Below are 24133 nucleotides of genomic sequence, written 5' to 3'. Positions count from 1 at the left end.
GGCGGCCCCGCTTCGAGCCATAATCCGTCACTTCCGCACGAACGCACACAGCTTGTTGCCGTCGCAGTCGTGCACATAGGCGGCATAGAACACCGGGTTCATCCCCTCGCGCACCCCGGGCGGCCCCTCGCAGATTCCGCCATTTGCCAGAGCCGCGGCATGGAACCGGTCGATAGCGGCCCGGTCCTCGCCCAGAAACGCCAGCATCGCCCCGTTGCCGCCCGACGCTGCGGCGCGATCAAACGGCCGGGTCAGGAAAAACCTCGCCCGGTCACCCGCCCGCGAATAGCCCGTCCAGGTCTCGCTGGTGGTGTCCCGCACAGCCCCCAGCGCCGCGAAGGCCGCGTCGTAAAAGCGTATCGCCCGCGCCATGTCGTCCACGCCGATCGTCGAATAGGCGATCATCGTCAAAACCCCGCTGTCATCGTGGGCAGGCCCAGGTACAGGCGCCCCGCCGTCTCCGCGATCATCGGCGAGACCATGAAATGCTGCGTGGCCACATGCACGTCGCGGAACTGCCGCTGCAACGGCGAGACGTCATAGATCGAGCTGCCGCCGGCCAGATTGTACATCATGTCCACCACCGCGGCGGATTCCTGCATGGCGTGCCAGGTGGCCAGACGCATGTCGCGGCTGTGGCTGAGCGCCACGGGTCCGCCGGCGTTGGCGGCCTCCCAGCCGGCGTCGATGGCGCCGTAGAAGAACGCGCGGGCGGACCGCAGCCGCGCCTCGGCGCGGGCCACCTCCATCTGCACATAGGGCTTCTCGGCCAGCGGCGACGACGACCCGCCGCGCTTCTTCTCTCCGGCGATCTTCATGAATTCCGTCAGGCTGGCCCGCGCGATCCCCAGACCCACCGCCCCCACGCCCTGGGCCAGCGGCGAGAACCCCGGAAACCGGAACAGCGGCCGGTCTGGCGTAGACTTCACCAGATAGCCCGCCGCGCGGTGCTCGGGCACGAACAGGTCCCTGACCTCAAACGCCGTGCTGCCCGTGCCGTTGAGGCCCGCCACATGCCAGGTGTCCAGCGAGATCACGTCCGCAGCCGGAAAGAACAGCATGTGGTTGCGCGGCAATCCGGCGGAGTTGGTCAGGGGCTGGCCGTCCTCCACCAGCACACACCCGCCGCCGACCCAGTCGGCATTGCCCGAGCCCGACCCCCACTGCCAGGTTCCGTTGACGCGGAAGCCCCCGGCCACCCTTGTCGCCGTCCCGGACGCGGCGAACACGCCCGAGATCAGGCTCGCGGGATTGGCCAGCAGTTCGCGGGTGGCCTCATCCGTCAGCCGCGCCAGCGCCAGGCCGGTGGTCGCGCCGATGAAGGTCACCCAGGCGCTGGCGGCGTCGCCTTCCGCCACGGCCTCGACCACCTGGGCGGCGATGGACGGCGGGACCTCCAGGCCGCCGACGTTCTCGCCGACGTACATCCGGTAGAAGCCGGCCTCGCCCAGCCGGGTGGCGATATCCCCCGGCAGCCGCCGCAGCGCCTCGATCTCGCCGCCGCGCGGGGCGATCTCGGCCGCGATGGCTCTGGCGGTGTCGACCAGTCCGTGGATGTCGCTCATCACGCCCCCGTCTCCATCGGCAGCTCCGGGTCCTTCGTCCACTCCGACATCGACCCGTCATAGACCGCCACCGACGGATGCCCCAGCCGCGTCAACGCCAGCGCGTCCATCGTCGCCGAGATGCCGCCGCCGCAGTAGAAGATCACCCGGGGCCGTTCAAACGCGCCCACCCCCTCGAACAGCGCCCGCAACTCATCGTCGCTGCGATAGAGCCCGTCCGCGTCCAGCAGCGCTGCATAGGGCACATTGCGGCTGCCCTTGATGTGGCCCTTGCGGCCATAGTTCATCTCCGCCTCGCCCGAGTGCACCCCGGCCGACAGCGCATTGATCGTGCAGACCGCCCCGTCGTCGATCGCCGCCAGCACGGCGTCCTTGTCGGCCCAGGCGTCGGCCCGTTCGGCGATCATGGCGCTCGCCGCCGGATAGGTCCGGACCTGCGTCTCCACCGGTCGTCCCTCGGCCATCCAGCGCGCATAGCCGCCGTCCAGCACCGCCACATCGGCCAGCCCCGCCGAGCGCAATATCCACCACAGCCGCGTCGCCCACATGGGCGTAGACGTGCTGTAACAGACCACCTTGACCCCCGGCCCGATCCCCGCCGCGCCCAGCGCGTCGGCCAGCGCCGCACCCTTCAGCCGCGTGAAGCCCAGCGGCGCGGTGGTGTCCGAAAGCTCCCGCGCCAGATCCAGAAACGCCGCGCCGGGAACATGCCCCGCCTCGTAGTCCGCCCGCCCGCTCTCCACCACATAGGGCCCGGGCTTCGACGGCCGCAGATGCACCGTCGCGTCAAAGATCCTGACATCAGGATCGGTCAGATGCGCCGCCACCCAATCCGTCGACACCAGCCCGCGCCCGTCCCAGCCGCTCATGATCGTTTCCTCGATGTTGTGGGCGTGACCCTCATCCGAGGGCGCCCGAAGATCAACCCCACCTCCTCCCTCCACGCGAAGCGAGAGGGGGAGGATTGAGGAGAGGGCCGGCTGGGCTGACTCTGGCATGACGTCGAGGGCCCAACAGCGTCCCCGCCGCAAATCCTCGCATTCCCATCAGCGGATCACGCTCTCACGAGCCGGCCCTCTCCTCGGTCCTCTCCCTCTCTTCCCCCGCATTCGCGGGGTCGGGGGAGAGGAGGTGGGCTCGCGGAAGGCGTTGAGAATGCGCGCATCGGCGCAGTCCCGGCCCTGGATCTCATGGCAGCCAGTTTGCCTGACGCCCAGGCCAACTCAAGGTTCGCCCTCCGGACGACCGCCCCGCGGCGGCGCTGCGCGCCGACCTTGACTTGGCCGGGGCGTCAGGCTCGCATCATCCGTGAGATTCAAATTGGGCAGGCCTCAGACGCGCCGCGTCGGAATGCGCGTATGTCCCGATATTTCCGAATTCTTTTGACAACTGGGGACAATGTTCCTTATTTGTTCCAAACTGCGGTCGAGTGAGTTTGACAAAGCCTACGGTCATTTGAAAACCGGAAAACCGAAGCGCCGTCCAAGCGTCAATGCAGCTCGCAGCGTCGCATTGGCCGTGTTAACTTGATTTGAAGGTCCTGCTTCCATGCAAGGGTAGGATGTTGAGATGGCCAGAAGCGACCTGCTTGTTTCTCTAGTGCGTGCCGGTGCAGCCGGAGACCGGTCGATGTTAGCATCGACCGTAGAAGCGATTGTGGCCGAAGAAAAATCCAGAAGCCACCACGTCCTCGCTGACCGACTTGAAAGAGCTCTTCAGACGGTTCCGGTCACGAGCTCAAATGAAATGCGGCGATCTCAGGCTGGGGGGCGAGATTTCGTCATTGAGTCCGAACCGCAGGTGCGTTTGGACGATCTGATTTTACCGCTACCAGCGAACCGAGTGGCACGCCAGCTGATCGAAGAACAGTCTCGCTCAGATCTGCTACGTGCCCAGGGACTTCAGCCTCGACATAGAGTCCTTCTTTCGGGGCCTCCTGGTAATGGAAAAACATCAATTGCGGAAGCCATCGCGGAGGCTGTTGCACTTCCGCTCTTGACCGTTCGCTACGACGCATTGGTCGGTGCGTATCTTGGAGAGACCAATGCGCGACTAGCAAAACTATTCGAATATGCTCGCGCAACCCCGTGCGTGTTGTTTTTCGATGAGTTCGATGCTGTCGGGAAGGAGCGTGGTGACGTCCATGAAACTGGTGAGATCAAGCGAGTTGTTTCGTTTCTGCTCATGCAACTCGATCAACTGCCAAGCTACGTCATCGTAGTTGCCGCGACAAACCACGCTGAGCTTCTTGACCGGGCCGTTTGGCGTCGGTTCCAATTGCGCATCGAAATGCCTGCTCCTGATGTGGCTCGGCGTGCAGTGTTGGTGTCGCGGTATTTTGAGGGTTGGCGTGACGACCCCGGAATCGCGCCCGAGCGCTTGGCCGAAAGGCTCGGTCCGATCAGTTTCGCCGAAGTGGCCGAATTCTGCCAAAACGTGCGTAGACGCTCTATACTGTCTCAAGGTAGTGAGTCGCTGCGTCGCATCATCGGTGATGAACTTGATCTTTGGGCGTCCCGAGTGACGCCATGGGAAAATGGCGAAACCCCCACAATTTCCGCTCCTGCGTCTAGATCCGCCAAGGGCCGGCGGTCGTCAGAAGCGTAAACCCGCTTTCCCGCCTCCACGCCAATTCGGCGTCGCAGAACAGCTTGGTCGGCGCCCAGGACAAGAACTCCAACGCCTCGCGCAGACTCTAGCCTCTGGTCGCGACCCGCTTGAACTTTGCGCGGACGCTGCCGGCCTTGCTCCCGAACGTCTGCTCGTATTTGAGTTGACAACCGACGTACAAAACTTCGCCCGCGCTGCCCAACTCGTGCCGGGGCTCGAGTTCATTGGCGCGGAAGATCTTGAAGGCGACGACGCCGACAAAAATCCGTCGCTCTACCTGATGATCCCGGACGTTGCGGCGTTGCGCCAGATGGTTAGCCTATGGACCCGTTTCCAGGCGGGCCAGCCACTACCGGCGGGCCTTACGCCCTGGCGAAATTTGTTTGCTCAGCTGAAGGACCTTCGACCCTGGGGCCCGCAGGATCGTGTCACACCGGAAGACTTAGAGATTCTCGCCCAGGAGCGGGCTGACAGCAGGGGCATGATCCGCCTTGAGATTGAACTCGTCTTCCGCGCCGCTGCTGCGGGCGTCGAGCGTGAAGCACTCGGCACCCTCCTGCAAAGCGGCGGTGAGCTCGTGTCGAGAACTCGCATCGAAGGCGCAAAGTATCACGCCTTGCTTGCCGACATTCCCCAAGCCGAACTGGGCAGAGTCCTCGCCCGAGGAAACGAGGGCTTGGTCGCCGCAGAGTCGGTCATGCACATTCGGCCGCAGAGCGCCGTGCATGTAACCGCCCACGAAAGCCAGAATGGACCGGTACCGGCGTTGCCTGCCCTGCCCCAAGGCGATCCCATTGCCGCCGTGTTCGACGCCGTGCCGCTCGCCGGCCATCCGCGTCTCGCCGGCCGCCTCTCGCTTGATGATCCCTTCAACCTTGAACCGCTTGCCGTCGGACGAAGGATACATGGTACCGCCATGGCCTCCGCAGTGCTGCACGGCGATCTCGCCGCCCCCGCCATGCCGCCACTCGAGCGTCGGGTGTTTTTCGTCAACGTGATGTTCGCGCCGCAGGATCTGGACCAGGACGAACGGTTCCCCGAACGCTTGCCAGCCGACCTTTTCGAGGAAGCTGTGCTCCGACTAAAGGCAGGCGAGGATCCCGCCGCCCCGAGCGTCATCGTGATTAACGCCTCGCTCGGCGACCGCAACAAGCCCTTCACCGGGCGCATGTCCGGCTGGGCGCGAGTAGTCGATCATCTTTCGCACACATATGGCCTGCTCTTCATCGTCAGCGCCGGCAACCATCTGGACGATCTCGTTACCGCCGACATGAACACTATCGCCTTCGAAGCACTCGACACGGCGCAGAAGGCACGCACCACATTGCGCGCCAGCGCTGCTACCATTGCGCATCGCCGCATCCTTGCGCCTGCGGAATCGATCAACGCCCTGACGGTCGGTGCCTTGCACAGTGATAGTTTTCCGCAAGGCGTGTTGCCGGCGTCCACCTTCGACGTCTGGCTCGACACCGGGCTGTGCACGATTTCCAGCGGTCTTGGCCCGGGGATGGGCAACGCCGTAAAGCCCGACGTTCTCGCGCCGGGGGGGCGTCACCATGTGCGGCTGATGCCGGCCGGCTTCGGGCACGCGCTTCGTCCGATTGGGAAGAATTCCACTCTCCTGGGTGGGATCGTCGTCGCCGCGCCTCCGGCCCCAACCGACGTCAATCTCGACCGGACAAATTGCACCGTCGGGACCAGCGTGGCGGCTGCGATCATGACCGGCGTCGCCGCCCGCGCCCACGAAGCATTGGAGGCGTCCTACGACGACTTCTTGGCGCTCCCCGGCGCGCAACGGGCGGCTCTGCTGAAGGCGCTTCTCGTCCACTGTGCGCGCTGGACGCCCGCCCGCGATCTGATCGTCGAGATCCTCGGCCCGGCCGACAACAAGCTGAACGTCCGGCAAAAGGACAATGTGCGGCGCTATCTTGGCTATGGCGCCGTCGACGCGGATAGGGTCCTCGACTGCGCGAATGATCGCGCGACCCTTTGGGCGGTCGGCCAGCTGACCAAGGAACAATCCCACACCTTCGCCGTGCCCTTGCCCGTGGTCATGTCAGGTAAGGCGCGGCTCCACGAAATCTCGACGACTGTGGCATGGTTCGCGCCGCCAAGTGTCGGGGCAGGCAACTATCGCGGTGTCCGGCTCAAACTCGTCGAACCCAAAGAGCCAGCGGCGAGCTTCGCCGTCAAGGCGGCCGGCCACCAGCCGGATGCCAATCAAGCTCACCGCGGAACCGTGATCCACCGCCGCTGGTCTGGCGAGAAGGCGGCCGCCCTCGCCGCCAATGCCAGCTTTGAGCTGATGGTCCAGCGCCAGATCGATGAGATCGACGACCCGATTTCCTACGCCGTTGTCACAACCGTTACGATGCCGGGGGTCGAGGAGGTCTATACCCAGGTTCGCGACCGAGTTGCTCTTAAGCCAAGGGTGCGGGTGCTCACCTAGGCCCTGTTGACGAAGTGGGTTGCCAAAGCAGTTGATCGCTGGGTTCGGGATTCAGTGGTAGTCTCAGGGACATCAAGTTTTCGATTCTGGCGCGCAGTGGTAATTCTCGCGCTCGTCTGACGACTCCCCAACATCCCCTATTCCCGCCCCCACCCCCGCCAGCGTATGAACCCCCCACCGGGGGCAGAACACACACATGGCGCCAGACATCCTCCTCCAGCTCCAGGGTCTCACCGGCCTCGCCCTGATCGTCCTCACCGCCTGGGGCCTGTCCGAAGATCGCCGCGCCCGGCCCGGCGCCGTCTGGATCCTCGGCGCCCTGGCCATGCAGATCGCCATCGCGCTGATCGTCGTCCGCGTGCCCTTAGTCTGGTCCATCATCGGTCTGGCCAACCACGCGGTGGCGGCCATCGAGCAGGCGTCGCTGGTCGGCTCCAGCTACATGTTCGGCTACACCGGCGGCGGGCCGCTGCCGTTTGAGCTGAAGCCGGGCGTTGCGCCGCCGCTGATCATCGCGTTTCAGATCCTGCCGCTGATCATCGTCTATTCGGCGCTGGCGGCGCTGATGTGGCACTGGGGGATTCTGTCGCGGATCGTCCAGGGGCTGTCCTGGGCGCTGCGCCGTACCCTCGGCGTCAGCGGCGTGGTGGGCCTTAGCGCAGGCGCGAACATCTTCCTGGGTGTCGTGGAATCGCCGCTGGTGGTGCGGGCTTATTTCGAGCGGATGAGCCGCTCGGAGCTGTTCGCCGTCATGGTGCTGGCCATGTCCAACATCTCCGGCGTGCTGCTGGTGCTCTACGCCCAGACCCTGGCGAAGAGCGTGCCCGACGCGGTCGGCCACATGATCTCGGCCTCGCTGATCTCGCTGCCGGCGTCGATTCTCATCGCGCGGCTGATGGTGCCGGGGCAGGGCGGAACCGACGCTTCCACCGACGAGGCGGGCCTCAAATACGACAGCAGTATCGACGCCATCGTGCGCGGGACCATGGACGGCGTGCAGCTGTTCCTGGCGGTGATCGGCGTGATCATCGTGATCTTCGCCCTGGTCGCCCTGGTGGATCAGGCCCTGACGCTCGCGCCCCTGTTCGACGGCCAGCCCCTGACCCTGCGCCGCATCTTCGGCTGGCTGTTTTCGCCCCTGATGTGGACGCTCGGCGTGCCCTGGGATCAGGCGCCCCAGGCCGGCGCCCTGATGGGCACCAAGACCATCCTCAACGAATATGTCGCCTATCTGGACCTGGCCGCTCTGCCGGCCGCGACGTTCGATCCGCGCAGCCAGCTGATCGTCACCTATGCCCTCTGCGGCGTGGCGAACCTCGCCAGCGTCGGCCTGCTGGTCTCCACCATCGGCACCCTGGCCCCCGGCCGCCGCGCCGAGGTAGCGGCGCTCGGCATGAAGTCCTGGCTGGCCGGCAACATGGCCTCGGCCATGACCGGCGCGGTCATCGGCCTCGTGACCTGGGCGGGGTGAGGGGCTGAGCTTTCACCATCGGACGACCACGGTCGCCCCTTCTCCCCTTGTGGGATCGTTGCGCAATCCAGCGTGACCGAGAGGCTCCGACTCCAAGGTGCCCAAGACCCCCTTCGCCCCTTGTGGGAGAAGGTGGCAGGCGAAGCCTGACGGATGAGGGGTCGCGCCGCCCTATCGAAATGATTTCAATGCCCTATCGGAGAGGGCTATCGACCCCTCATCCGACCTCGCTTCGCGAGGCCACCTTCTCCCACAAGGGGCGAAGGAGCGTGGCGCCGAACTCTCTCGCTATCTGGAATTATGCAACGGTCCCACAAGGGGAGAAGGGCGCCCGGCGTCTATCGCTTGCGCAATGATCGGGCAGGGGCAAACCTCAGCCAAAGAAAGGTCCCTAACCCCCATGTTCGACGCCCGGCTGCGGCCCCTGATCGACCCGGCCCTGAACCGCATGGGCGCCGCCCTGGCGCACGCCGGGATCACGGCCAATCAGGTAACCGTGGCCGGCGCGCTCTGCGGCGCCCTCGCCGGCGTCGCCATCGGGCTGGGACATCCTCTGGCCGGGCTGGGGTTCATCCTCGCCAGCCGGCTGCTGGACGGGCTGGACGGCGCCGTCGCCCGCGCGAGCAGCCCCACCGACTTCGGCGGCTTCCTCGATATCGTCTGCGACTATGTCTTCTACCTGGCCGTGCCGCTGGGCTTCGGGTTCGCGGCGGCGGAGAATCTGCCCTATGCCCTGGCCCTGGTCGCCGCCTTCACCCTCACCGCCGTCAGCTTCCTGGCCTATGCGACCCTGGCGGCCAAGCGGGGCGTGGAGACCGCCGCCCACGGCCCCAAGAGCTTCTTCTACAGCACCGGCCTGGCCGAGGGCGCCGAGACGATCCTGGCCTTCGTCCTGATGTGCCTGGCGCCCGGCCTGTTCCCGGCCATCGCCGCCGTCTTCACCGCCCTTTGTGTCCTGACCGTGATCCAGCGTAGCGTGATCGCGCGGCGTGTGTTTCGATAGTTGGCGCCACTCATAAAGGTCCTCCGATGAAACTGCTGATCGCCCGCATCTCGCTGATCCTGTCCCTGCTGTTGCCGGCCTACTTCATGGTGGCGGCCCTTGGGGTGAAGTTCGGCCTGTGGCCCTGGCAGTTCGGCCTGATGACGCTGATCGTTCAGTTCGGCCTGCCGCTGATCGGCATCACCCTGCTGCTGGGTCTTGTGGCGCTGGTGTGGACCCTGGTCCGCAAGCCGCGCACCGGCTGGGCCATGGCGCTGGTGGGCCTGCTGATCCCGGTGCTGGCCCTGGGCTATCTGGCCTCGGTGCGGGCGAAGTCGGCTGACATTCCGCCGATCCACGACATCTCCACCGACATCGTCGATGCGCCGGTCTTCTCCGCGAAGGTGATGGCGGCGCGCCAGGCCATGAGCGCCAATCCGGTGAACCCCATGACGGCGCCCATGGGCAGCCTGGACGCCTACAAGGCGCCGGACTTCTCGAAGATCGCCGCCTTGACCTTGGGTCAAGTGGGCCACGAAGCCTATCCGGCCGTCCGCACCCTGACCGTCGCCGCTGACCCCGCCAAGGCCGCCGCCGCCGCCCAGGCCGAGGCCGCGGCCCAGGGCTGGACCGGCGTCACCGCCGACCCTGCCACCGGCGTCGTCGAGGCGACGGCCGAGACCTTCTGGTTCGGGTTCAAGGATGATGTGGTCGTACGGGTCCGTCCGGGCGCCGCCGGCGGGTCCATCGTCGACGTCCGCTCCACCTCCCGCGTGGGCCTCAGCGACATCGGCGCCAACGCCGCCCGCATCCAGAAATTCCTGACCGGCCTGAAGACCCGCTTGGCTGCGGCCTAGGCGCCTTGGCGCCGGCCCGACCCCGCGTCGTCCTGGTTGGCGCCGGCCACGCACACCTGCATGTCGTGCGAAACGCCGCCGTCCTGCGCGCGGCGGGCGTCGAGCCGGTGCTGGTGGCGCCATCCACCTTTCACTACTCCGGCCTGGCGACCGGCGTTCTGTCCGGCGCCCTGACCGCCGACCGCGCGCAGATCGACGTGGCCGCGTTGGCGTCGAATTTCGGTGTCCGGCACATCGCCGCCGAGGCCGCAGCGATCGACCGGACGGCCCGGCGCCTGCGTCTCTCCAACGGCCAGGACCTGGTCTACGACGCCCTCTCCCTCAACGTCGGCAGCATCACCCCGGACCCCTACCGCCTCACCGGGCAGGCCGATGTCTGGTCAACAAAGCCACTAAACAGCCTTGCTTGTCTGAAGACGCGTATAGAAAGTTCCATCTGTAACGCTCGCCCGGACCTCGCCATCGTCATCGCTGGAGGCGGTCCGTCAGGCTTCGAGATCGCGGCCGCCCTGGCTGGACTTCTGGAGCGGAACGCACGGCATCCAGGCATTCATCTTGTGTGCAAGCGGGAGGCGGACTGGGGTCCCCGCCGCGCGATCTCCTGCCTCACGGCAGCCCTCCAGCGACGCGGCGTGGTCCTGGTCTCCGGTGAGGTCGTCGAACGCGAGGCCGGGGCCTGCCGCCTGTCCGACGGCCGCAGCCTCGCCTGCGACATGCTGGTGCTGGCGGCCGGCCTCTCGGCGGCGCCCATTGTCACGGCGACGGGATTGCCCGTCTCAAGTGAAGGGCGGCTGCAGGTCGGGCCGACCCTGCAATCGGTCGCCGATCCGAACCTCTTCGCGGTCGGCGACTGCTCGGTGATGAAGGGCGCCCCCCGCCCCGCCGCAGGCGTCTTCGGCGTGCGCGCCGCGCCGATCCTGCTCCACAACCTCGCCGCCCTGGGTGGGGGGGCCATGCGCCGCTATCGCCCCCAGCGCCATTGGCTCTCGATCATGGACCTCGGCGATGGAACGGGCCTGGCGATGCGAGGCCGGCTCTGGTGGATGGGCCGCAGCGCGCTGGCTCTGAAACGCCGCCTCGACCTCGGATTCATTGCCGCGATGCGCGCACCGTCAGGCGAAGTGCTTCAGGATTGAGACCACTTTTCGGGTCCGGTCCGAAAATAGCGCCGGCGTGTAGAAGGCGCTCGCCAGCCGCTTGCTGATCTCCCCACGGGTAGGATAGGGCGCGATCATCCCGGTCAACTGGCTCAGCTTCAGCCCCGCCGTCAGCGCCAGCGACCAGAGCTGAATGTGATCCCCGGCGTGCCGGCCCACCAGGGTCACCCCCAGCACCTTGCCCCTGGCCGTCGTGATCAGCTTGCCGAACCCGCGGGTGTCGCCCTCGGCCTGGGCCCGGTCGTTCTCGGCGAAATCGAAAGTCTGGACGCGGATATCGGCGCCGTGCCGCTTGCGGGCCTCTGCCTCGCCCAGACCGATCGCCCCTACCTCTGGGTCGCAATAGGTCACCCTAGGAACCTGCACGGCGTCGGCGTTGACCGGCAGGGCGAACAGGGCGCGCCGCACCACCAGCGAGGCGTGCGTTCCGGCCAGATGGGTAAACTGGCCCCGGCCCGCCGCATCACCTACCGCGAACACGCGCCGGTTCGAGCTCAGCAGCGACTTGTCGGTTAGGATCCCGTTTCGATCACGGGCGATCCCGGCCGCCTCCAGGTTCAGGTCATCTATAGACGGCGTGCGACCCAAGGCGACCAGCAGGTGCGAGCCCGAGACCCGGACCTCCCTGTCTCCGGACTGAAGCACGACTGTCGGCCCCGCCTCCACGCGGATCGCCTTGTGGCCGGCCATCAGTTCGACTCCGTCGGCTTCAAGCTGTTCCACAACGACCTTCGCCGCCTCGGGGTCCTCGCGGCCCAGGATCGCCTCGGCCTCGATGATGACCACCTCCGACCCCAGACGCCGGAACGCCTGACCCAGCTCCACGCCGATGGGCCCGCCGCCCAGCACAATCAGCCGCTCGGGCAGGGACTTGAGCTCGAAGATCGTCTCGTTGGTGAGATGCGGCGTGGCGTCCAGTCCCGGGATCGGCGGGATCATCGCCCGCGACCCGGTCGCGATGACGAACTTGCGGGCCTCCACCCGGACGCTGTCGCTGGCCACCGTGCGGGCATCGACGAAGCGAGCCGCCTCGCGGACCACCTGGCAGCCGAGCCCCTCGAAGCGCTCCTGGCTGTCGACCGGCGCGATCGTCGCAATGGTGGCGTGGACGTGCGCCATGACTTTCGCAAAGTCGATGCTCACCGCCTTGGCGCTGATGCCCAGATGTCCGCTATGCCGGGCCTCGTGCGCCGCGCTGGCGGCGGCGATCAGGGCCTTGGACGGCACGCAGCCATAGTTCAGGCAATCCCCGCCCATCTCGCCCTTTTCGAAGAGCACCACCTTCAGGCCCAGTTGAGCGGCGCCTGCGGCGACGGACAGTCCGCCCGAGCCCGCGCCAATGACGGCGATGTCGGCTTTGATCGTCTGGCTCACAGGGTCTTCCCGGATCTGGCGCGCATGCGCTGGTAAATCGTCGTGGCGAGCGTGAGCAGACCCAGCGCCACCAGCGGGCCCAGCACGGTTGGTGAGAAGATGACCCCCAGGTCCGGCGTCTCGCCACGCGCCAGCAGCTCTCCGATCCCGGCGCCGATGCCGCTGTAGATGAAGGTCGCCGGCATGATCCCGATGAAGGTCGCCACAGCATAGGCGCGCAGCGGCGCATGGGCCAGGGCTGCGGCCACATTGACCAGCCAGAAGGGCGCCAGCGGGATCAGGCGCAGCGTCAGGATATAGCCAAAGGCGCCTGCCTGTACGCCGTCGATCACCGACTTCAGCCTGCCGCCTGAGGCCTCGGCCTTGTCGCGCAGGACCTGGCCAAATGAGGTTTTCACAGCGTAGAACACCAGCACCGCGCCGATCGTGGCGCCCGCAACTGTGGCGGCGCCGCCGATCCAGATCCCGAACAGGTACCCCCCCGCCAGGGTGAGGATTGTGGCTCCGGGCAGACTGACCGCCGTGGCCAGCGCGTAGACGACGACGAAGGTCAGCAGGGCCAGCGGCAGTTGCTGATCCACGAACGCCCGCAGCGCGGCCTCATTGGCCTGTAGCGCCTCGAGATTGAGGTATCGCGTCGCCCCGCTGGCGAATACGGCCAAAACCGCCAGAAGCAGGATCAGCAGGGGGACGAAACGTTTGAAGCGGGCCATCAGGCCTCCGATGTGGCGTTGATCGACCAGTCATAGGCGCCTCTGGCGATCCGATCTACTGCTTGCAGCCGGGCGCGGAGGGCCGGGGCAGCATATTGCGCCAGGTGCGCAATCACCTTGCCGTCACTGCCGCCAAAGTCGCCTCCGTACCAGCGGTAGATCGAGGAGACGATCAGCTTCTGGCCCTCGAACCGCACGCCGCGAGCATGGTTCACATAGGCGCGCGCGGCCGCATCCAGGGCGTCCCCGAGCCCGACCCCGCGGAGCGCCGCCTGTGGCAGGTTCGGGCAACTGAAGGATGCGCAATTGACAGCATAGTGCACCCGCGGATCGCGCCAACCCTTGCGCAGAATGTCATGCTCGATGTTGTTCAGGGACAGGTCCACGCCAGCCACCCGCGTGATCGGCTTCCACCAGGGCCCAGGCAACAGACCCGAGGTGCGGATGTTGCGGATCGAGGCGACTGGCCAGGCATCCAGCACCACCTCCAGGGTCAGGGCGTTGTAGAGATTGGCCCAGTAGGCGAACTGCTCCGGACGGGTCAGTGTCAACGGGTCCAGCCCCGTCAATCCGTCCAGGTAGCGCTTGAGCGCCTGCCGATCTGCCGCAGACCGGCTCCAGCCCGTATAGTCGACCCGGACCACCCCGTCCTGCGACAGCCGGGCCCATCGCGCCAGCAGGGCGTCAAACGCCGAAGGGTCGGCCGCGCCGGTCCCGGCCGCACGCCCGGTGAACCTTGCGAGCCCCTGCGCCGCCGCCGACCCCGCGCCGAGACCGGCGGCCAGGCCAAAACCTGCGCTGATCAGCGTACGTCTGGGCAATCTGTCGATAGACACTTCCGCAAGTTCCCTTGGTCTCGTCAGGATCAACGGTATAGTCACACGAACGACTGGGCGAGGGCACGATGGTCTATATTCTGGGTGGCTGGCAGAGCGACTTCTCGAAGAACTGGGCGCGCCAGCAGATGGACTTTGCCGACGCCTTTGCCGAGGTGGTGGGCGAGGGCCTGGCGGCCGTTGACCTGGAACCTAAAGACATCGACACGGGCCACGTGGGCAACTTCGTGGGTGAACTATTCGCGGGTCAGGGCCTGCTGGGCGGATTCTTTGGTCTGGTGCATCCCGGCTTCGACGGTATGCCGACGTCGCGGCACGAGGCGGCCTGCGCCTCGGGCAGCGTGGCGATCCTGGCCGCTACCGCCGAGATCGAGGCCGGACGCTACGACACGGCATGTGTCGTCGGCCTCGAAATGATGCGCAATGTGTCTGGCCAGCAGGCCGCGCAAAATCTGGGGGCTGCGGCCTGGACCGGCCATGAATTTGAGGACACAACCTTTCTGTGGCCCCGCGCCTTTTCCGACCTCGGCGAGGAGTACGACCGTCGTTTTGGCCTGAAGTATGAGCATCTCATGCGGATCGCCGAGATCAACTTCGCCAACGGCCGCAAGAACCCCAACGCCCAAACGCGGCAGTGGGCCTTCAATGACAAGAGCTTCACCGAAGACGATGAAGCCAACCCGGTCGTCGAGGGCATGATCCGCAAGAACGACTGCGGCCAGGTGACGGATGGTTCGGCTGTGGTCTTCCTGGCCTCTGAAAAGGCGGCGACCGAATATGCCGCCAAGCGCGGTATCCCGCTGGAAAGCCTGCCGCAGATCAAGGGTTGGGGGCATCGCTCCGCGCCGATCAGCTATGACCGCAAGGTGCGCGCCAGCGCCGGCGAGCCCTATGTGTTTCCCCAGGTGAAGCGCGCCATCGACGACGCCCGCGCCCGCGCCGGGATCACGGATGTGTCCCAGCTGGACGCCGTTGAGACGCACGACTGCTTCACGACCACCGAATACATGGCCATCGAGCACTTGGGCCTGACAGCGCCCGGCGAGGCCTGGAAGGCCATCGAGGACGGCTCCATCGAAATCGGCGGCCGGCTCCCGGTCAACCCGTCCGGCGGCCTGATCGGCGGCGGCCATCCCGTGGGCGCCACAGGCGTGCGCATGGCGCTGGACGCCTTCAAGCAAGTGACGGACCGCGCTGGCGACTATCAGGTCGAGGGCGCCAAAACCGTGCAGACGCTCAACATCGGCGGCTCGACCACGACGACGGTCAGCCTCGTCGTCGGCCTCTGAAGGACAACCAATGCAGGACATAGCCATCGTTCTGGCGGTCAACGCCGGGGTCATTCTGGCGCTGTTTGTCCTGGCCTGGGCCGCCTGCGTGGCGATGCGCGACTGCACCCCCGTCGACAGCCTCTGGGGCGCAGGCATGGGTGTGGTGGCGATCTCCACCTTCCTGCAAACCGGCGGCGGTACAGAGCGCCGGTTGGTGCTGACCGTGATCTGCGTGGCCTGGGCGCTCAGGCTGGCGGGCTATCTGCTCTGGCGCTGGCGCGATCATGGCCCCGACCGCCGCTACGTCCGGATGATGGACAAGGCCAAGGCCGAGCGTGGCTGGGGTTATGGCTATGCGGCCTTCCGACTGGTGTTCCTGCTGCAGATGCCCTTGCTCTGGCTCGTCTGCCTGCCGGTGCAACTGGGCCAGATCGCGGCTGAGCCGGCGCGCCTGGGCTGGATTGGTTGGACCGGGGCGGGTCTGGCGGTGTTCGGCCTGATCTTCGAAAGCCTGGGTGACTGGCAGCTGGTTCGGTTTCGCAAGGATCCGGCCAACGCAGGCCTGATCCTTGATCGGGGACTGTGGCGCTATACCCGGCATCCCAACTACTTCGGCGACGCATGCGTGTGGTTTGGCCTCTGGCTGGTGGCGGCGGAGACGACGCCCGGCCTGTTCGCCATCGTGGGGCCCGCCTACCTGGTGTTCACGCTCACCCGCTGGAGTGGAATGCCCACCGTCGAGGGGCGCATGCAGCGGCGCAAGCCGGGGTACGATGACTACAAGCGCCGTACCTCGGCCTTCATTCCCTGGCCGCCGAAGACCGCCGAACCAGGCTGACGCCGCCTTACGGTTTACGCCGCGCGTCCAGCAGAATCTTGAACTGGGCGGAGTCGACGTACTCATCCAGTCGAGTGATGACGCCGTCCTGCACGCGAACCACGGCGCAGGCGTCCATCGTCCAGGGCCCGCCGCCATTGGGCAGGGAAGCTTCCAGTACGTGTTGCTGCACGAACCCGTCCGCCAGCGCCTCGCGGCGCAGGATCCGGTAGTTGCGGTCGGGGATCATGCGGATCATCCAGCCCAGCAACTTCATGTTCTCCTCGACGGTCTGCTCAATCCCGTCAGTATTGTGCCAGAGCTTGGCGTCGGGGGCGTAGCAGGCGCGCACCGCCTCCGTGTCGCCGGCCTGGACGGCGGCCATGTAGCGGGCGCCGAAGTCGAGATAGTCCTGAGCGGTCATGGGGTCCTGTCTGCGCCGGAGACGCCGTTTCTGATGAATTCGCGGTCGGCCCAGACGCTGTGGGTGCCGCTGGAGATCTTGTGCGGCAGGGCGATCCGGACCACCGGGCCATCTTCGAAGCGCTTGCAGTCGATCAGGACACATTCCGACGTGCCGGCGGCCTCGTTGATGATGAAGCTGACCAGATAGCCGTCGTCCTCGTCCATGGCGTTGATGCGCGGCACGAAGGGCGCCTCACTGGCGTACTGGCCTTCAGGTAGCGTCAGCGACCAAGACTGGCCGGTCTCCAGATCGTGTTTCACAAAGCCCTTGAACAGGAACCAGCCGGGCTTTGTGAAGGTGGAATAGGCGTAGCGATAGGGCTTGCCGGCATAGCGCTGGTTGAACATCCCGAACTCCAGCACCCGGTCATCCAGATGATGCTCGCGGGTTTCGCCGGTCTTCAGGTTGAACCGCCAGCGGTGCAGTTTGGACAGGAACGAATGCTCGTCCAGGAAGCCCATCATGTGCTCGTAGCCGGCCGGTGCATCGGCCAGCGGGCGGGGCGTCGGCTTCTCCTGAAAATAGCCGTCCATGACGATCTCGTCGCCGTCCTCATAGGCGTTGAGGAAGTGCAGGATATAGGTGGGATCGGCCTCGAACCAGCGGATGTCTTCGGGGTTCCCGAAGCGCGGGATCACCGCAAACCTCGAGGGCATCCCCCGATGCTCGCGCACGGCATGGACGTTGCGCTTCAGGAGCTCCTTGTCCCAGAACACCGGCAGATCGTTCAGGATCGAGTAGTTGGCGGTAAACGCCATGTCGTGCGGCAGGCGGGGGCCGGGCAGGGGCACCGGCACATAGTGGACCCGCTTTCCGGTCCGGTCGACGACGCCATAGTGCATGTAGGGCGCGTGCTTGGAGTAGTTGAAGAAGAGAAGGTCGCCGGTGGCCTCGTCGACCTTGGCGTGGGCCGAGACGCCGTCCAGCGGCACCCAGCTGGCGACGCCGCCCTGTTCCAGGGTCTCGGGATCCAGCCAGTAGGCCTCGCCGCACTGATAGAAGGTCGCGACGATCCGCCCGCCATGCACCACCACGTCGGTGGATGCGGTATCCTTCAGTCCGCCATGGGCTCCAAATCCCGGACGCAGCGAGACGCCTGCGCCGTCCATAAGGCCGCCCCAGAGCGATTGCCCGGCCTCCTGTTCGGCCTCGAAACCGCGCGTGCGGACAAAGCGATTGCGATAGTCAGCCCGGCCGTCTTTGAAGCTGATGACGTGGACCATACCGTCGCCGTCGAAGGGGTGGTAGCGGCCCAGCGCCTGATGCACCGGGTTCTCGGTGTTGCGGACATAGACGCCATCGATATCCGTCGGAATAGCGCCTTCCAGCACCGTAAGGTCGCTCGCGTCGACCTCCTCGTGCAACGGGGTCCAGGCGCCGGTGAGGTAGGGGTGGTTGCTCGGCTGGAGCGAGGTCTTCACCTGAGGCAGGCGTTCCATCTTCATCGGGGCTCCAGTCCGGTTGGGGAGCGGCACACTATCAGCGTGACCTGCCTTCGCAAGTTGGGTCGTCGCGCGCACAGATCATCTACCGCGCAGCGGCTGGCCGGTTTAAGGAAGCCGACAAGATTTCAGGAAACGTCATGGGCAGGAAACTATGAACCTCACGGACAAGGTCATCGTCGTCACCGGCGCGGCAAGCGGCATTGGCCGGGCGCTGGCGCACCGCTTTGTCGCGGAGGGCGCGCGCGCCGTGGTCTGCTCGGACCGCGATGGCGACGGCGTTCGCGCTGTCGCCGCGGAAATCGGCGGCGTCGCCATCCAGGCGGATGTTTCCCGCGAGGCGGACATCAAGGCGCTGATCGAACAGGTCGAGAGCCAGATCGGACCTATTGACCTCTTCTGCTCCAATGCCGGCATCGGTGTCGGCGGCGGCGCCGAGACGCCCACCGAAGACTGGCAGCGGATCTGGGACATCAATGTCATGGCCCATGTCTGGGCGGCGCGACACCTGGTGCCTCTGATGGCCGCGCGCGGTGGCGGCTATCTGCTGAACACCTCGTCGGCGGCGGGGTTGCTGTCCCAGATCGGCTCGGCGCCTTACGCCGTCACAAAGCACGCCGCCGTCGGTCTGGCGGAGTGGCTGGCGATCACCCACGGCGATCAGGGCATCAAGGTCTCCGTCCTGTGCCCGCAGGCGGTGCGGACCGCCATGACCGCCGGCAATCCGGACGGCGTCGCCAGCATCGACGGCATGATGGAGCCGGACGTGGTGGCTGAAGCCTGCGTGCGCGCCATTGAGGCGGAGACCTTCCTGGTCCTGCCGCACCCCGAAGTCCTGACCTACATGCGCAACAAGACGAATGACTACGACCGCTGGATCGGCGGGATGCGCAAGCTCAACCGCAGATTTGCGGGATAGCGTCCCGCTCTGGAATGTGAACTTCCTTGCGGTCCGTGGGCGGCCAGCGTGTGGCTTTCAAGATCCAGGTTGCGGCTCCCGATGGTCGCCGGGGCCAATCCGGTCATGTTCGCTGCCGGCGGTAAGCACCCGGCATGGACTTCCTGATCCGACCCGCTGGATCTAGGGTGGCGCTTGCAGATCGGTCATCTGTCCCGTGACCGACATAGCGATGGGCGTGGCATGACATGACAAGCCGCAGGGTCTTTGTTGGCGCGGCAGCGGGGCTCGCAATCGGCGGGCCTTCGATGGCGGCCGGGGCGGAGTACTGGCCTGCGGGCAGCGACTGGGCCGGTCCCGCGCCGGGCGGACCGGGGCTGGACCCACAACGTCTTGCCGCGGGCATTGATGCCGCTATGGCCGAGCGCAGCAGCAGTGTTGTGGTCCTGCACAAGGGGCGGCTGGCGGCGGAACGCTATGCGCCTAGCGTAAGGGATCCGAGTCTTCAGGAGATCGCCTCGGCCGCCAAGAGCATGGTGTCCGTTCTGGTCGGCATCGCCATCGATCAGGGCAGGATCAAGAGCGTCGAGCAAAGCGCCGCCGATTTCATTCCGGCGTGGCGCGATAAGCCGCAGGCGGCGATCACGATCCGTCACATGCTCAGCATGACCAGCGGCCAGAATTTTCGAGGTCTGGCGTTGCGTGGCGTGGCCGGCGACCAGTTCGAGATAAACGCCGCCGCCCCTCAGGCGGTCCCGCCCGGAACCCTGTGGGCCTATGATACCGCGACGTTCCATCTGCTCTACCACCTCATCGAGCGCGCGGTTGGCGAGCCTTTCGAAGCCTTCGCCGGGCGGAACCTGCTGGGCCCGCTGGGAATGAAAGACACCACCTGGCTGACCAATGTGGGTCAGGGCCCGGGCGGCCCTGTGACGAACTACTATTCTGCGCGAAGCTCGGCCCGGGATCTGGCTCGCTTTGGCCTATTCGCCCAGCGCGGCGGTCGCTGGGCCGGGCGGCAGATCGTCAGTGCGGCCTATCTCAAGGCGGCGACCTCGCCCTCACAGGCGCTCAATCCGGCCTATGGATATCTGTGGTGGGAAAACGCCCGACCCGGACGCGGCGCCGGCGTCGGCGCGGGTGGGGCGGAGGGTGCGGGATATCGCTTCGAAGGCTCGCCGCGCGACACCTTTGCGGCCATGGGCGCTGGCGGGCAGGTCGTGATGGTCGTGCCTTCGCTGGAACTGGTCGTCGTTCGTCAGGGACAGAACCCGGCAAGTGCGGCCAGCCTGCCTCGCCTGCTGGCGGCGGTATGCGGTGCGGTCAGAAGCTGACGGGTGGCGTCACGCCGCGCGGAGGCCGGCCAGCATTGCAGCCGCGTGTTCGAGCGCGACCTCGACCTCTCCCGACTGCAAGCCCGCGGTCACGGTTTCATAGCGAACTGACGCCTCCGGTTCGGCGAAGTGCGAGGCCAGCGGCAGGTAGCGCAGATGGGCGTTGGCCAGACCCACGATGAAGGCGGTTGGGCTCGCGGCCAGCTCGGACCAAGCCTGTCCTACCTCGACCATCACCTCGCCGGGCAGCGCCAGTAGCTCGAAATCGTTGATCCGCATCACCTGGACCGGCGCCTTGACCGGCCTGGGCGGCGTGGCGACCGCGGGTCGCTGATAGAGACCCAGATACCGGCAGCAGGCGATCATCAGTTCGCGCATGTCTTCCTCGCTGAGGTCGCGGGCGACCACCACCTCTGAGGCCACGGACCAGAGCGGGCCCGGCGGCAGGCCGCGTTCGAGGTCCGGACCCAGATAGGTGGCCAGCGTCGCGCGCGCGTCGGCCAGCAGAGCGGCGGCGGCCTCCGGCGAATAGTCGGCGAAGTTGGGTTTCAGGAACAGGCTCTGCCGATCCGACGAGACCCTGAGCGGCGCGGTGACCGTGGCGCTCGCCAATACGTCCGTCACCGCCCGGGCCAGATCCTCGCCCATTTTTCGCGTGTCGGCATAGTCGCCGCCCACATAGCCGCGCGGGTCCAGTGCGTCCCGATTGGGGCTGGTGATCGGCACCACATTGCCCTCGGTGGTGTTGAAGAACAGCGCATTGACGCCCGGCGTGGCGGCCTCGATGGCGCGCTGGGCGACGCCTGGAAAATCGCCGCTGATGTGCAGGTTATCCCAGCCCAGGGTGACGGGGTGGCATCCCGCGCCGAACAGCAAGGCGATCGGCGTCCCGGTTTCCGCGTCATCCGCGATGACGACCGGGATCCGCCTGTCGACCAGATTGGGCGCCCCGCGGGTACGGCGATTGAGGAAGTCGTCCAGTTCGCCCACCCCGGTGCGAACCAGGCAGGGCCGCGCAGTGTCCACCGCCTGCACGCCGACCAGGATCATCGCCGCCTGCAGCGAGGCCGCGAACGCCGCGACACCGCGCGCGCCGTCCCCTGCATCATGAGGCACGGGCCCGGAGTGGGTATGTGAGGCACAGACGCAGATCTGCTCCGGCGCCAGCCCCAGGCGTTCGCCCAGCGCCAGGGCGACGGCCTCACCCAGCGGCCTCGGCGTCGAGATCAGGTCGGCGGTGATCAGCAAGAGCCGGTTCTCACCATCGTCGAGGAACAGCGCCTTGACGAAGATCCGGTCAAGCACGCACTGGCTGGGCTGGGTGCGCTGTCCGAACCCCGCCATCATCACCGGCCAATCCGGGGTGATATCGATGCGCGCTGTCCCTGCCCGCGATGTCGCCATGGCCGCCTCCCGTTTCATAGCCGGCGCCCATGCCGGGTCAGCAGGCCTTCAAGTCCGCCGAACCGCACGACGCGAAACTCTTCCGCTGCGTCCAGATCGTGGCGCTGACCCACCTGGCGCGCGCCACCCCGGATCAGCATCTCGACAAAGGGCCGCAGGTCGCCGCCAGCGGCGACGTCATCCAACAGGGGCAGGGCCCAGCCGCCGGTCCTCGCCTGCATGCGGACCTGGTTCACATAGTTGCGCAGCATGGTCTGGTGACACAGTGCGGCTTCCAGCTTGCGCTCCAGGACCGGCGCGATATCGATTACGTCGGTCACCTGGTTTACCGAACGCCCGAAGTACCACCGCTCGAAACAGCCGTGTGGCGCCAGACCCGCAGCCAGATGCTCGGGGTGATGCAGGGGAAACTGGCTGGTCCAGAAGGCCTCGTCCACCGCGGCGGCGACCTTGATGTGGTCCTGGTTGTCCTCGCCGTACATTGCATAGGGATCGAAGGTAACCAGGGCATAGGGTTTGTGCGTACGGATCTGGCGGATCACATGCTCGCGCAGAGCTACCTCACTGACGTCGCCCAGAACGTCGGTCGCATAGCCCAGCTCGACGATCTCGGTGATGCCCATGGCGGCAGCGGCCTGACGGAACTCGGCGGCGTTGGCGGCGATGGTCGCGGCTTCGGTGAGGTTGTGGGAGTCCCAGCGGTCATCGGTGACCCGCACACAGACGATCCGCCACCCGGCATCGGCCCAGCGCAGGATCGTGCCGCCCAGAAACAGCGCCGGGTCGTCTGCATGGGCCACCACCAGCAGGATCGTGCGGCCCTCTCCAGGCGCGATGGTGGTCGGCGCGGTCATGGGTTTGAACGCTAGGCGCCGGATCGTCTGCGGTCAAATCATTGACCGCCGGTTTGCGGCCTGCATAGGCTGAGCGGCAGGAGACCCGATGGCGCGTGACGCAGACCCCTTCACCTCGATCATGATCGGCGAGCCATTTGATGTGGCCGAGGTGTCGCTGGGGGACGTGCTCTCCGGACTGGGATCGTACACCGCCGTCGTCAACGATCCGCCGTGGACTCTGATCGCGCCGGCGTTTCCGAAACCGGCGCGGGTGATTGTCGCCGCGGACATGGAGCTTTCGGAGCTGGAGGCCCTGGCCGCGGTGGGCGACGCCGGCCGCACGGTCGTCGGCATCGGCGGCGGTACGGCCATGGACACCGCCAAGTTCCTCGCCTGGAAACACGGAAAGCCCCTGATCCAGGTTCCCACCATCACCTCCGTCGACGCCGCCTTCACGGATGCCATCGGCGTGCGCCAGGACCAGCGGGTGCGCTACATCGCCAAGGTCATACCGCGTCTGGTGGTCCTCGACCTGCCCCTGATCCGGTCGGCGCCGCCGCACCTGAACCGCGCAGGCGTGGGGGATGTGCTGTCGTGCCACACCGGTCTCTTTGACTGGAAACTGGCCAGTGGGGCTGGGCAAGGTCATCCCTGGCGGGCCGACCTCGCCGCCCTTGGCGCTGAACTTCTGGACGGTCTGGACGCCGCTGCGGGCGACATCCGCGATGTCTCCGCCGATGGAATCCGGTTCCTGGCCCATGCCTACCGCCGTATTGGCGCCGCCTGTGCGCTGGCTGGTCACAGTCGATTTGAGGAAGGCTCCGAGCACTTCTGGGCCTACGCTTACGAGGCCCTGACCGGCGTGTCCCAGATCCATGGCGAACTCATCGCCTGCGGCGTGGTGGCGCTCAGTGTGGTGCAGGGCAACGACCCTGGCCGCGCCGCCGATATTGTGACCCGCAGCGGCGTCCGCGCCCATCCGGCGGACCTCGGGATCACCGAGCAACAGTTCCGCGCCGCCCTGACCGGACTGGCGGCCTATGCCCGCGCGGAGGCCCTCGACATATCCGTGGCGGATCTGACGCCGGTGACACCGGATCAGGTTGACGCCGCCTGGCAGGCGGTCTGCGCGTTGCCGCGTCGACCCGTGGCCGCATGAGCCGGAGCCATACCCATGACCTCTGATAACCGCGCCGCGATTCTTGGCGGACAACCGCTCATTGCCGCGCCTTTCCCCCGTTGGCCGGTCTGGGACGACCGTGAGCGCGAGGCCCTGTCCGCCACCCTGGACAGCGGCGGCTGGTGGGATGGCGACGGGGAAAGGGCTGCGCGTTTCGCCAGCGATTTTGCCGCCTACCAAGGCGCAAGACATGGCCTCGCCATGACCAACGGCACTCACACCCTGGAGACAGCTTTGGCGGCTTGCGACGTCGGCGAGGGCGACGAGGTCATTGTGCCCGGGATGACCTTCGTGGCGTCTGCCGGCGCGGTGCTGGCGGTCAACGCCACGCCGGTGCTGGTGGACGTGGACCCGGAGACCCTCTGCCTCGACGCCGCTGCCGCAGAGGCCGCCATCACGGAGCGCACCCGGGCCATCATGGTGGTGCATGTGGCCGGCGCGGCGGCCGATCTCGACGCGCTCACTGCGCTC

General features: G+C 66.6%; 22 protein-coding genes. 12 read left to right on the top strand and 10 right to left on the bottom strand.

Features of this window, described 5'->3' with window-relative positions; all coding sequences use genetic code 11:
• Positions 1–27: 27 nt before the first annotated feature.
• From ACIQ3B_RS06570 to ACIQ3B_RS06560, 3 genes are read right to left on the bottom strand one after another with little or no spacing between them, the layout of a single operon-like run.
• Positions 28–405, bottom strand: coding sequence for a VOC family protein (locus tag ACIQ3B_RS06570; protein WP_397400829.1), 378 nt, complete (start codon positions 403–405; stop codon positions 28–30).
• Positions 406–407: 2 nt separating this feature from the next.
• Positions 408–1565, bottom strand: a complete 1158-nt coding sequence (locus ACIQ3B_RS06565) for an acyl-CoA dehydrogenase family protein (protein ID WP_397400827.1) — start codon at positions 1563–1565, stop codon at positions 408–410.
• Positions 1565–2434 carry a sulfurtransferase gene (locus ACIQ3B_RS06560; protein WP_397400825.1) on the bottom strand — a complete coding sequence of 290 codons (870 nt, stop codon included), beginning with the start codon at positions 2432–2434 and terminating at the stop codon, positions 1565–1567. Before ACIQ3B_RS06560 ends, ACIQ3B_RS06565 begins: the two co-directional genes overlap by 1 nt.
• A 700-nt stretch (positions 2435–3134) precedes the next feature.
• On the opposite strand from ACIQ3B_RS06560, the gene ACIQ3B_RS06555 reads away from it, so the two are divergent.
• From ACIQ3B_RS06555 to ACIQ3B_RS06530, 6 genes are all read left to right on the top strand, one after another.
• Positions 3135–4172, top strand: coding sequence for an AAA family ATPase (locus ACIQ3B_RS06555; RefSeq protein WP_397400823.1), 1038 nt, complete (start codon positions 3135–3137; stop codon positions 4170–4172).
• A gap of 166 nt (positions 4173–4338) precedes the next feature.
• The gene (locus ACIQ3B_RS06550; protein WP_397400822.1) at positions 4339–6624 is read left to right on the top strand and encodes a S8 family peptidase; all 2286 of its coding nucleotides are present in this window, start codon (positions 4339–4341) and stop codon (positions 6622–6624) included.
• Positions 6625–6820: 196 nt separating this feature from the next.
• Positions 6821–8095, top strand: a complete 1275-nt coding sequence (locus ACIQ3B_RS06545) for a NupC/NupG family nucleoside CNT transporter (protein ID WP_397400821.1) — start codon at positions 6821–6823, stop codon at positions 8093–8095.
• A gap of 400 nt (positions 8096–8495) precedes the next feature.
• Positions 8496–9098 carry a CDP-alcohol phosphatidyltransferase family protein gene (locus ACIQ3B_RS06540; RefSeq protein WP_397400819.1) on the top strand — a complete coding sequence of 201 codons (603 nt, stop codon included), beginning with the start codon at positions 8496–8498 and terminating at the stop codon, positions 9096–9098.
• 26 nt (positions 9099–9124) lie between these two features.
• Positions 9125–9934, top strand: a complete 810-nt coding sequence (locus ACIQ3B_RS06535) for a DUF1499 domain-containing protein (protein WP_397400817.1) — start codon at positions 9125–9127, stop codon at positions 9932–9934.
• Between the two features lie 5 nt (positions 9935–9939).
• Entirely contained in the window at positions 9940–11070 is a 1131-nt protein-coding gene (locus ACIQ3B_RS06530; protein WP_397400815.1) for an NAD(P)/FAD-dependent oxidoreductase, read from the top strand.
• On the opposite strand, the gene ACIQ3B_RS06525 is transcribed toward ACIQ3B_RS06530, so the two are convergent.
• Genes ACIQ3B_RS06525 through ACIQ3B_RS06515 form a run of 3 tightly spaced genes read right to left on the bottom strand, consistent with a single transcriptional unit; the run spans position 11047 to position 14014 of the window.
• Positions 11047–12465 (bottom strand): dihydrolipoyl dehydrogenase family protein, encoded by a 1419-nt coding sequence (locus ACIQ3B_RS06525; RefSeq protein ID WP_397400813.1) that lies wholly within the window; start codon positions 12463–12465, stop codon positions 11047–11049. The two genes, ACIQ3B_RS06530 and ACIQ3B_RS06525, sit on opposite strands and share 24 nt — an antisense overlap.
• Entirely contained in the window at positions 12462–13178 is a 717-nt protein-coding gene (locus tag ACIQ3B_RS06520) for a TVP38/TMEM64 family protein (protein WP_397400811.1), read from the bottom strand. The genes ACIQ3B_RS06525 and ACIQ3B_RS06520 overlap by 4 nt, the downstream gene beginning before the upstream one ends.
• Entirely contained in the window at positions 13178–14014 is an 837-nt protein-coding gene (locus ACIQ3B_RS06515) for a DUF547 domain-containing protein (RefSeq protein ID WP_397400809.1), read from the bottom strand. Before ACIQ3B_RS06515 ends, ACIQ3B_RS06520 begins: the two co-directional genes overlap by 1 nt.
• Before the next feature lie 68 nt (positions 14015–14082).
• On the opposite strand from ACIQ3B_RS06515, the gene ACIQ3B_RS06510 reads away from it, so the two are divergent.
• Both ACIQ3B_RS06510 and ACIQ3B_RS06505 read left to right on the top strand, forming a co-directional pair.
• Positions 14083–15303, top strand: coding sequence for an acetyl-CoA acetyltransferase (locus ACIQ3B_RS06510; RefSeq protein ID WP_397400808.1), 1221 nt, complete (start codon positions 14083–14085; stop codon positions 15301–15303).
• 10 nt (positions 15304–15313) lie between these two features.
• A complete protein-coding gene (locus ACIQ3B_RS06505) occupies positions 15314–16123 on the top strand; it encodes a DUF1295 domain-containing protein (protein ID WP_397400806.1) in 810 nt (269 codons plus the stop codon).
• 7 nt (positions 16124–16130) lie between these two features.
• Here the strand turns inward: ACIQ3B_RS06505 and ACIQ3B_RS06500 are convergent, their stop codons facing one another.
• Together ACIQ3B_RS06500 and ACIQ3B_RS06495 are read right to left on the bottom strand one after the other, a co-directional pair.
• Positions 16131–16526, bottom strand: a complete 396-nt coding sequence (locus tag ACIQ3B_RS06500; protein ID WP_397400804.1) for a nuclear transport factor 2 family protein — start codon at positions 16524–16526, stop codon at positions 16131–16133.
• Entirely contained in the window at positions 16523–18013 is a 1491-nt protein-coding gene (locus tag ACIQ3B_RS06495; RefSeq protein WP_397400802.1) for a carotenoid oxygenase family protein, read from the bottom strand. Before ACIQ3B_RS06495 ends, ACIQ3B_RS06500 begins: the two co-directional genes overlap by 4 nt.
• Positions 18014–18164: 151 nt before the next feature.
• Here ACIQ3B_RS06495 and ACIQ3B_RS06490 point away from each other — a divergent pair, with 151 nt between their 5' ends.
• Together ACIQ3B_RS06490 and ACIQ3B_RS06485 are read left to right on the top strand one after the other, a co-directional pair.
• Positions 18165–18929: an SDR family oxidoreductase gene (locus ACIQ3B_RS06490; RefSeq protein WP_397400799.1), complete on the top strand. Its 765-nt coding sequence runs from the start codon at positions 18165–18167 to the stop codon at positions 18927–18929.
• Between the two features lie 227 nt (positions 18930–19156).
• Positions 19157–20242: a serine hydrolase domain-containing protein gene (locus tag ACIQ3B_RS06485; protein WP_397400797.1), complete on the top strand. Its 1086-nt coding sequence runs from the start codon at positions 19157–19159 to the stop codon at positions 20240–20242.
• A gap of 9 nt (positions 20243–20251) precedes the next feature.
• On the opposite strand, the gene ACIQ3B_RS06480 is transcribed toward ACIQ3B_RS06485, so the two are convergent.
• Complete coding sequence (locus ACIQ3B_RS06480) at positions 20252–21646, bottom strand: hypothetical protein (protein WP_397400795.1); 1395 nt, start codon at positions 21644–21646, stop codon at positions 20252–20254.
• A 14-nt stretch (positions 21647–21660) separates the two neighbouring features.
• On the bottom strand, positions 21661–22500 hold the full coding sequence (locus tag ACIQ3B_RS06475) for a PIG-L deacetylase family protein (RefSeq protein WP_397400793.1): 840 nt from the start codon (positions 22498–22500) through the stop codon (positions 21661–21663).
• An 88-nt stretch (positions 22501–22588) separates the two neighbouring features.
• Between ACIQ3B_RS06475 and ACIQ3B_RS06470 the strand changes: the two genes are divergently transcribed.
• Together ACIQ3B_RS06470 and ACIQ3B_RS06465 are read left to right on the top strand one after the other, a co-directional pair.
• Positions 22589–23641: an iron-containing alcohol dehydrogenase gene (locus ACIQ3B_RS06470; protein ID WP_397400791.1), complete on the top strand. Its 1053-nt coding sequence runs from the start codon at positions 22589–22591 to the stop codon at positions 23639–23641.
• Positions 23642–23656: 15 nt separating this feature from the next.
• Positions 23657–24133: DegT/DnrJ/EryC1/StrS family aminotransferase (locus ACIQ3B_RS06465; protein WP_397400789.1), on the top strand; the 477-nt coding region annotated here is incomplete at its 3' end.

Source organism: Phenylobacterium sp., assembly GCF_044358365.1.
Taxonomy (GTDB): domain Bacteria; phylum Pseudomonadota; class Alphaproteobacteria; order Caulobacterales; family Caulobacteraceae; genus Phenylobacterium.
The sequence above is the reverse complement of the archived record's forward strand: the minus strand, read 5'-3'. Positions and strand labels throughout refer to the sequence as shown.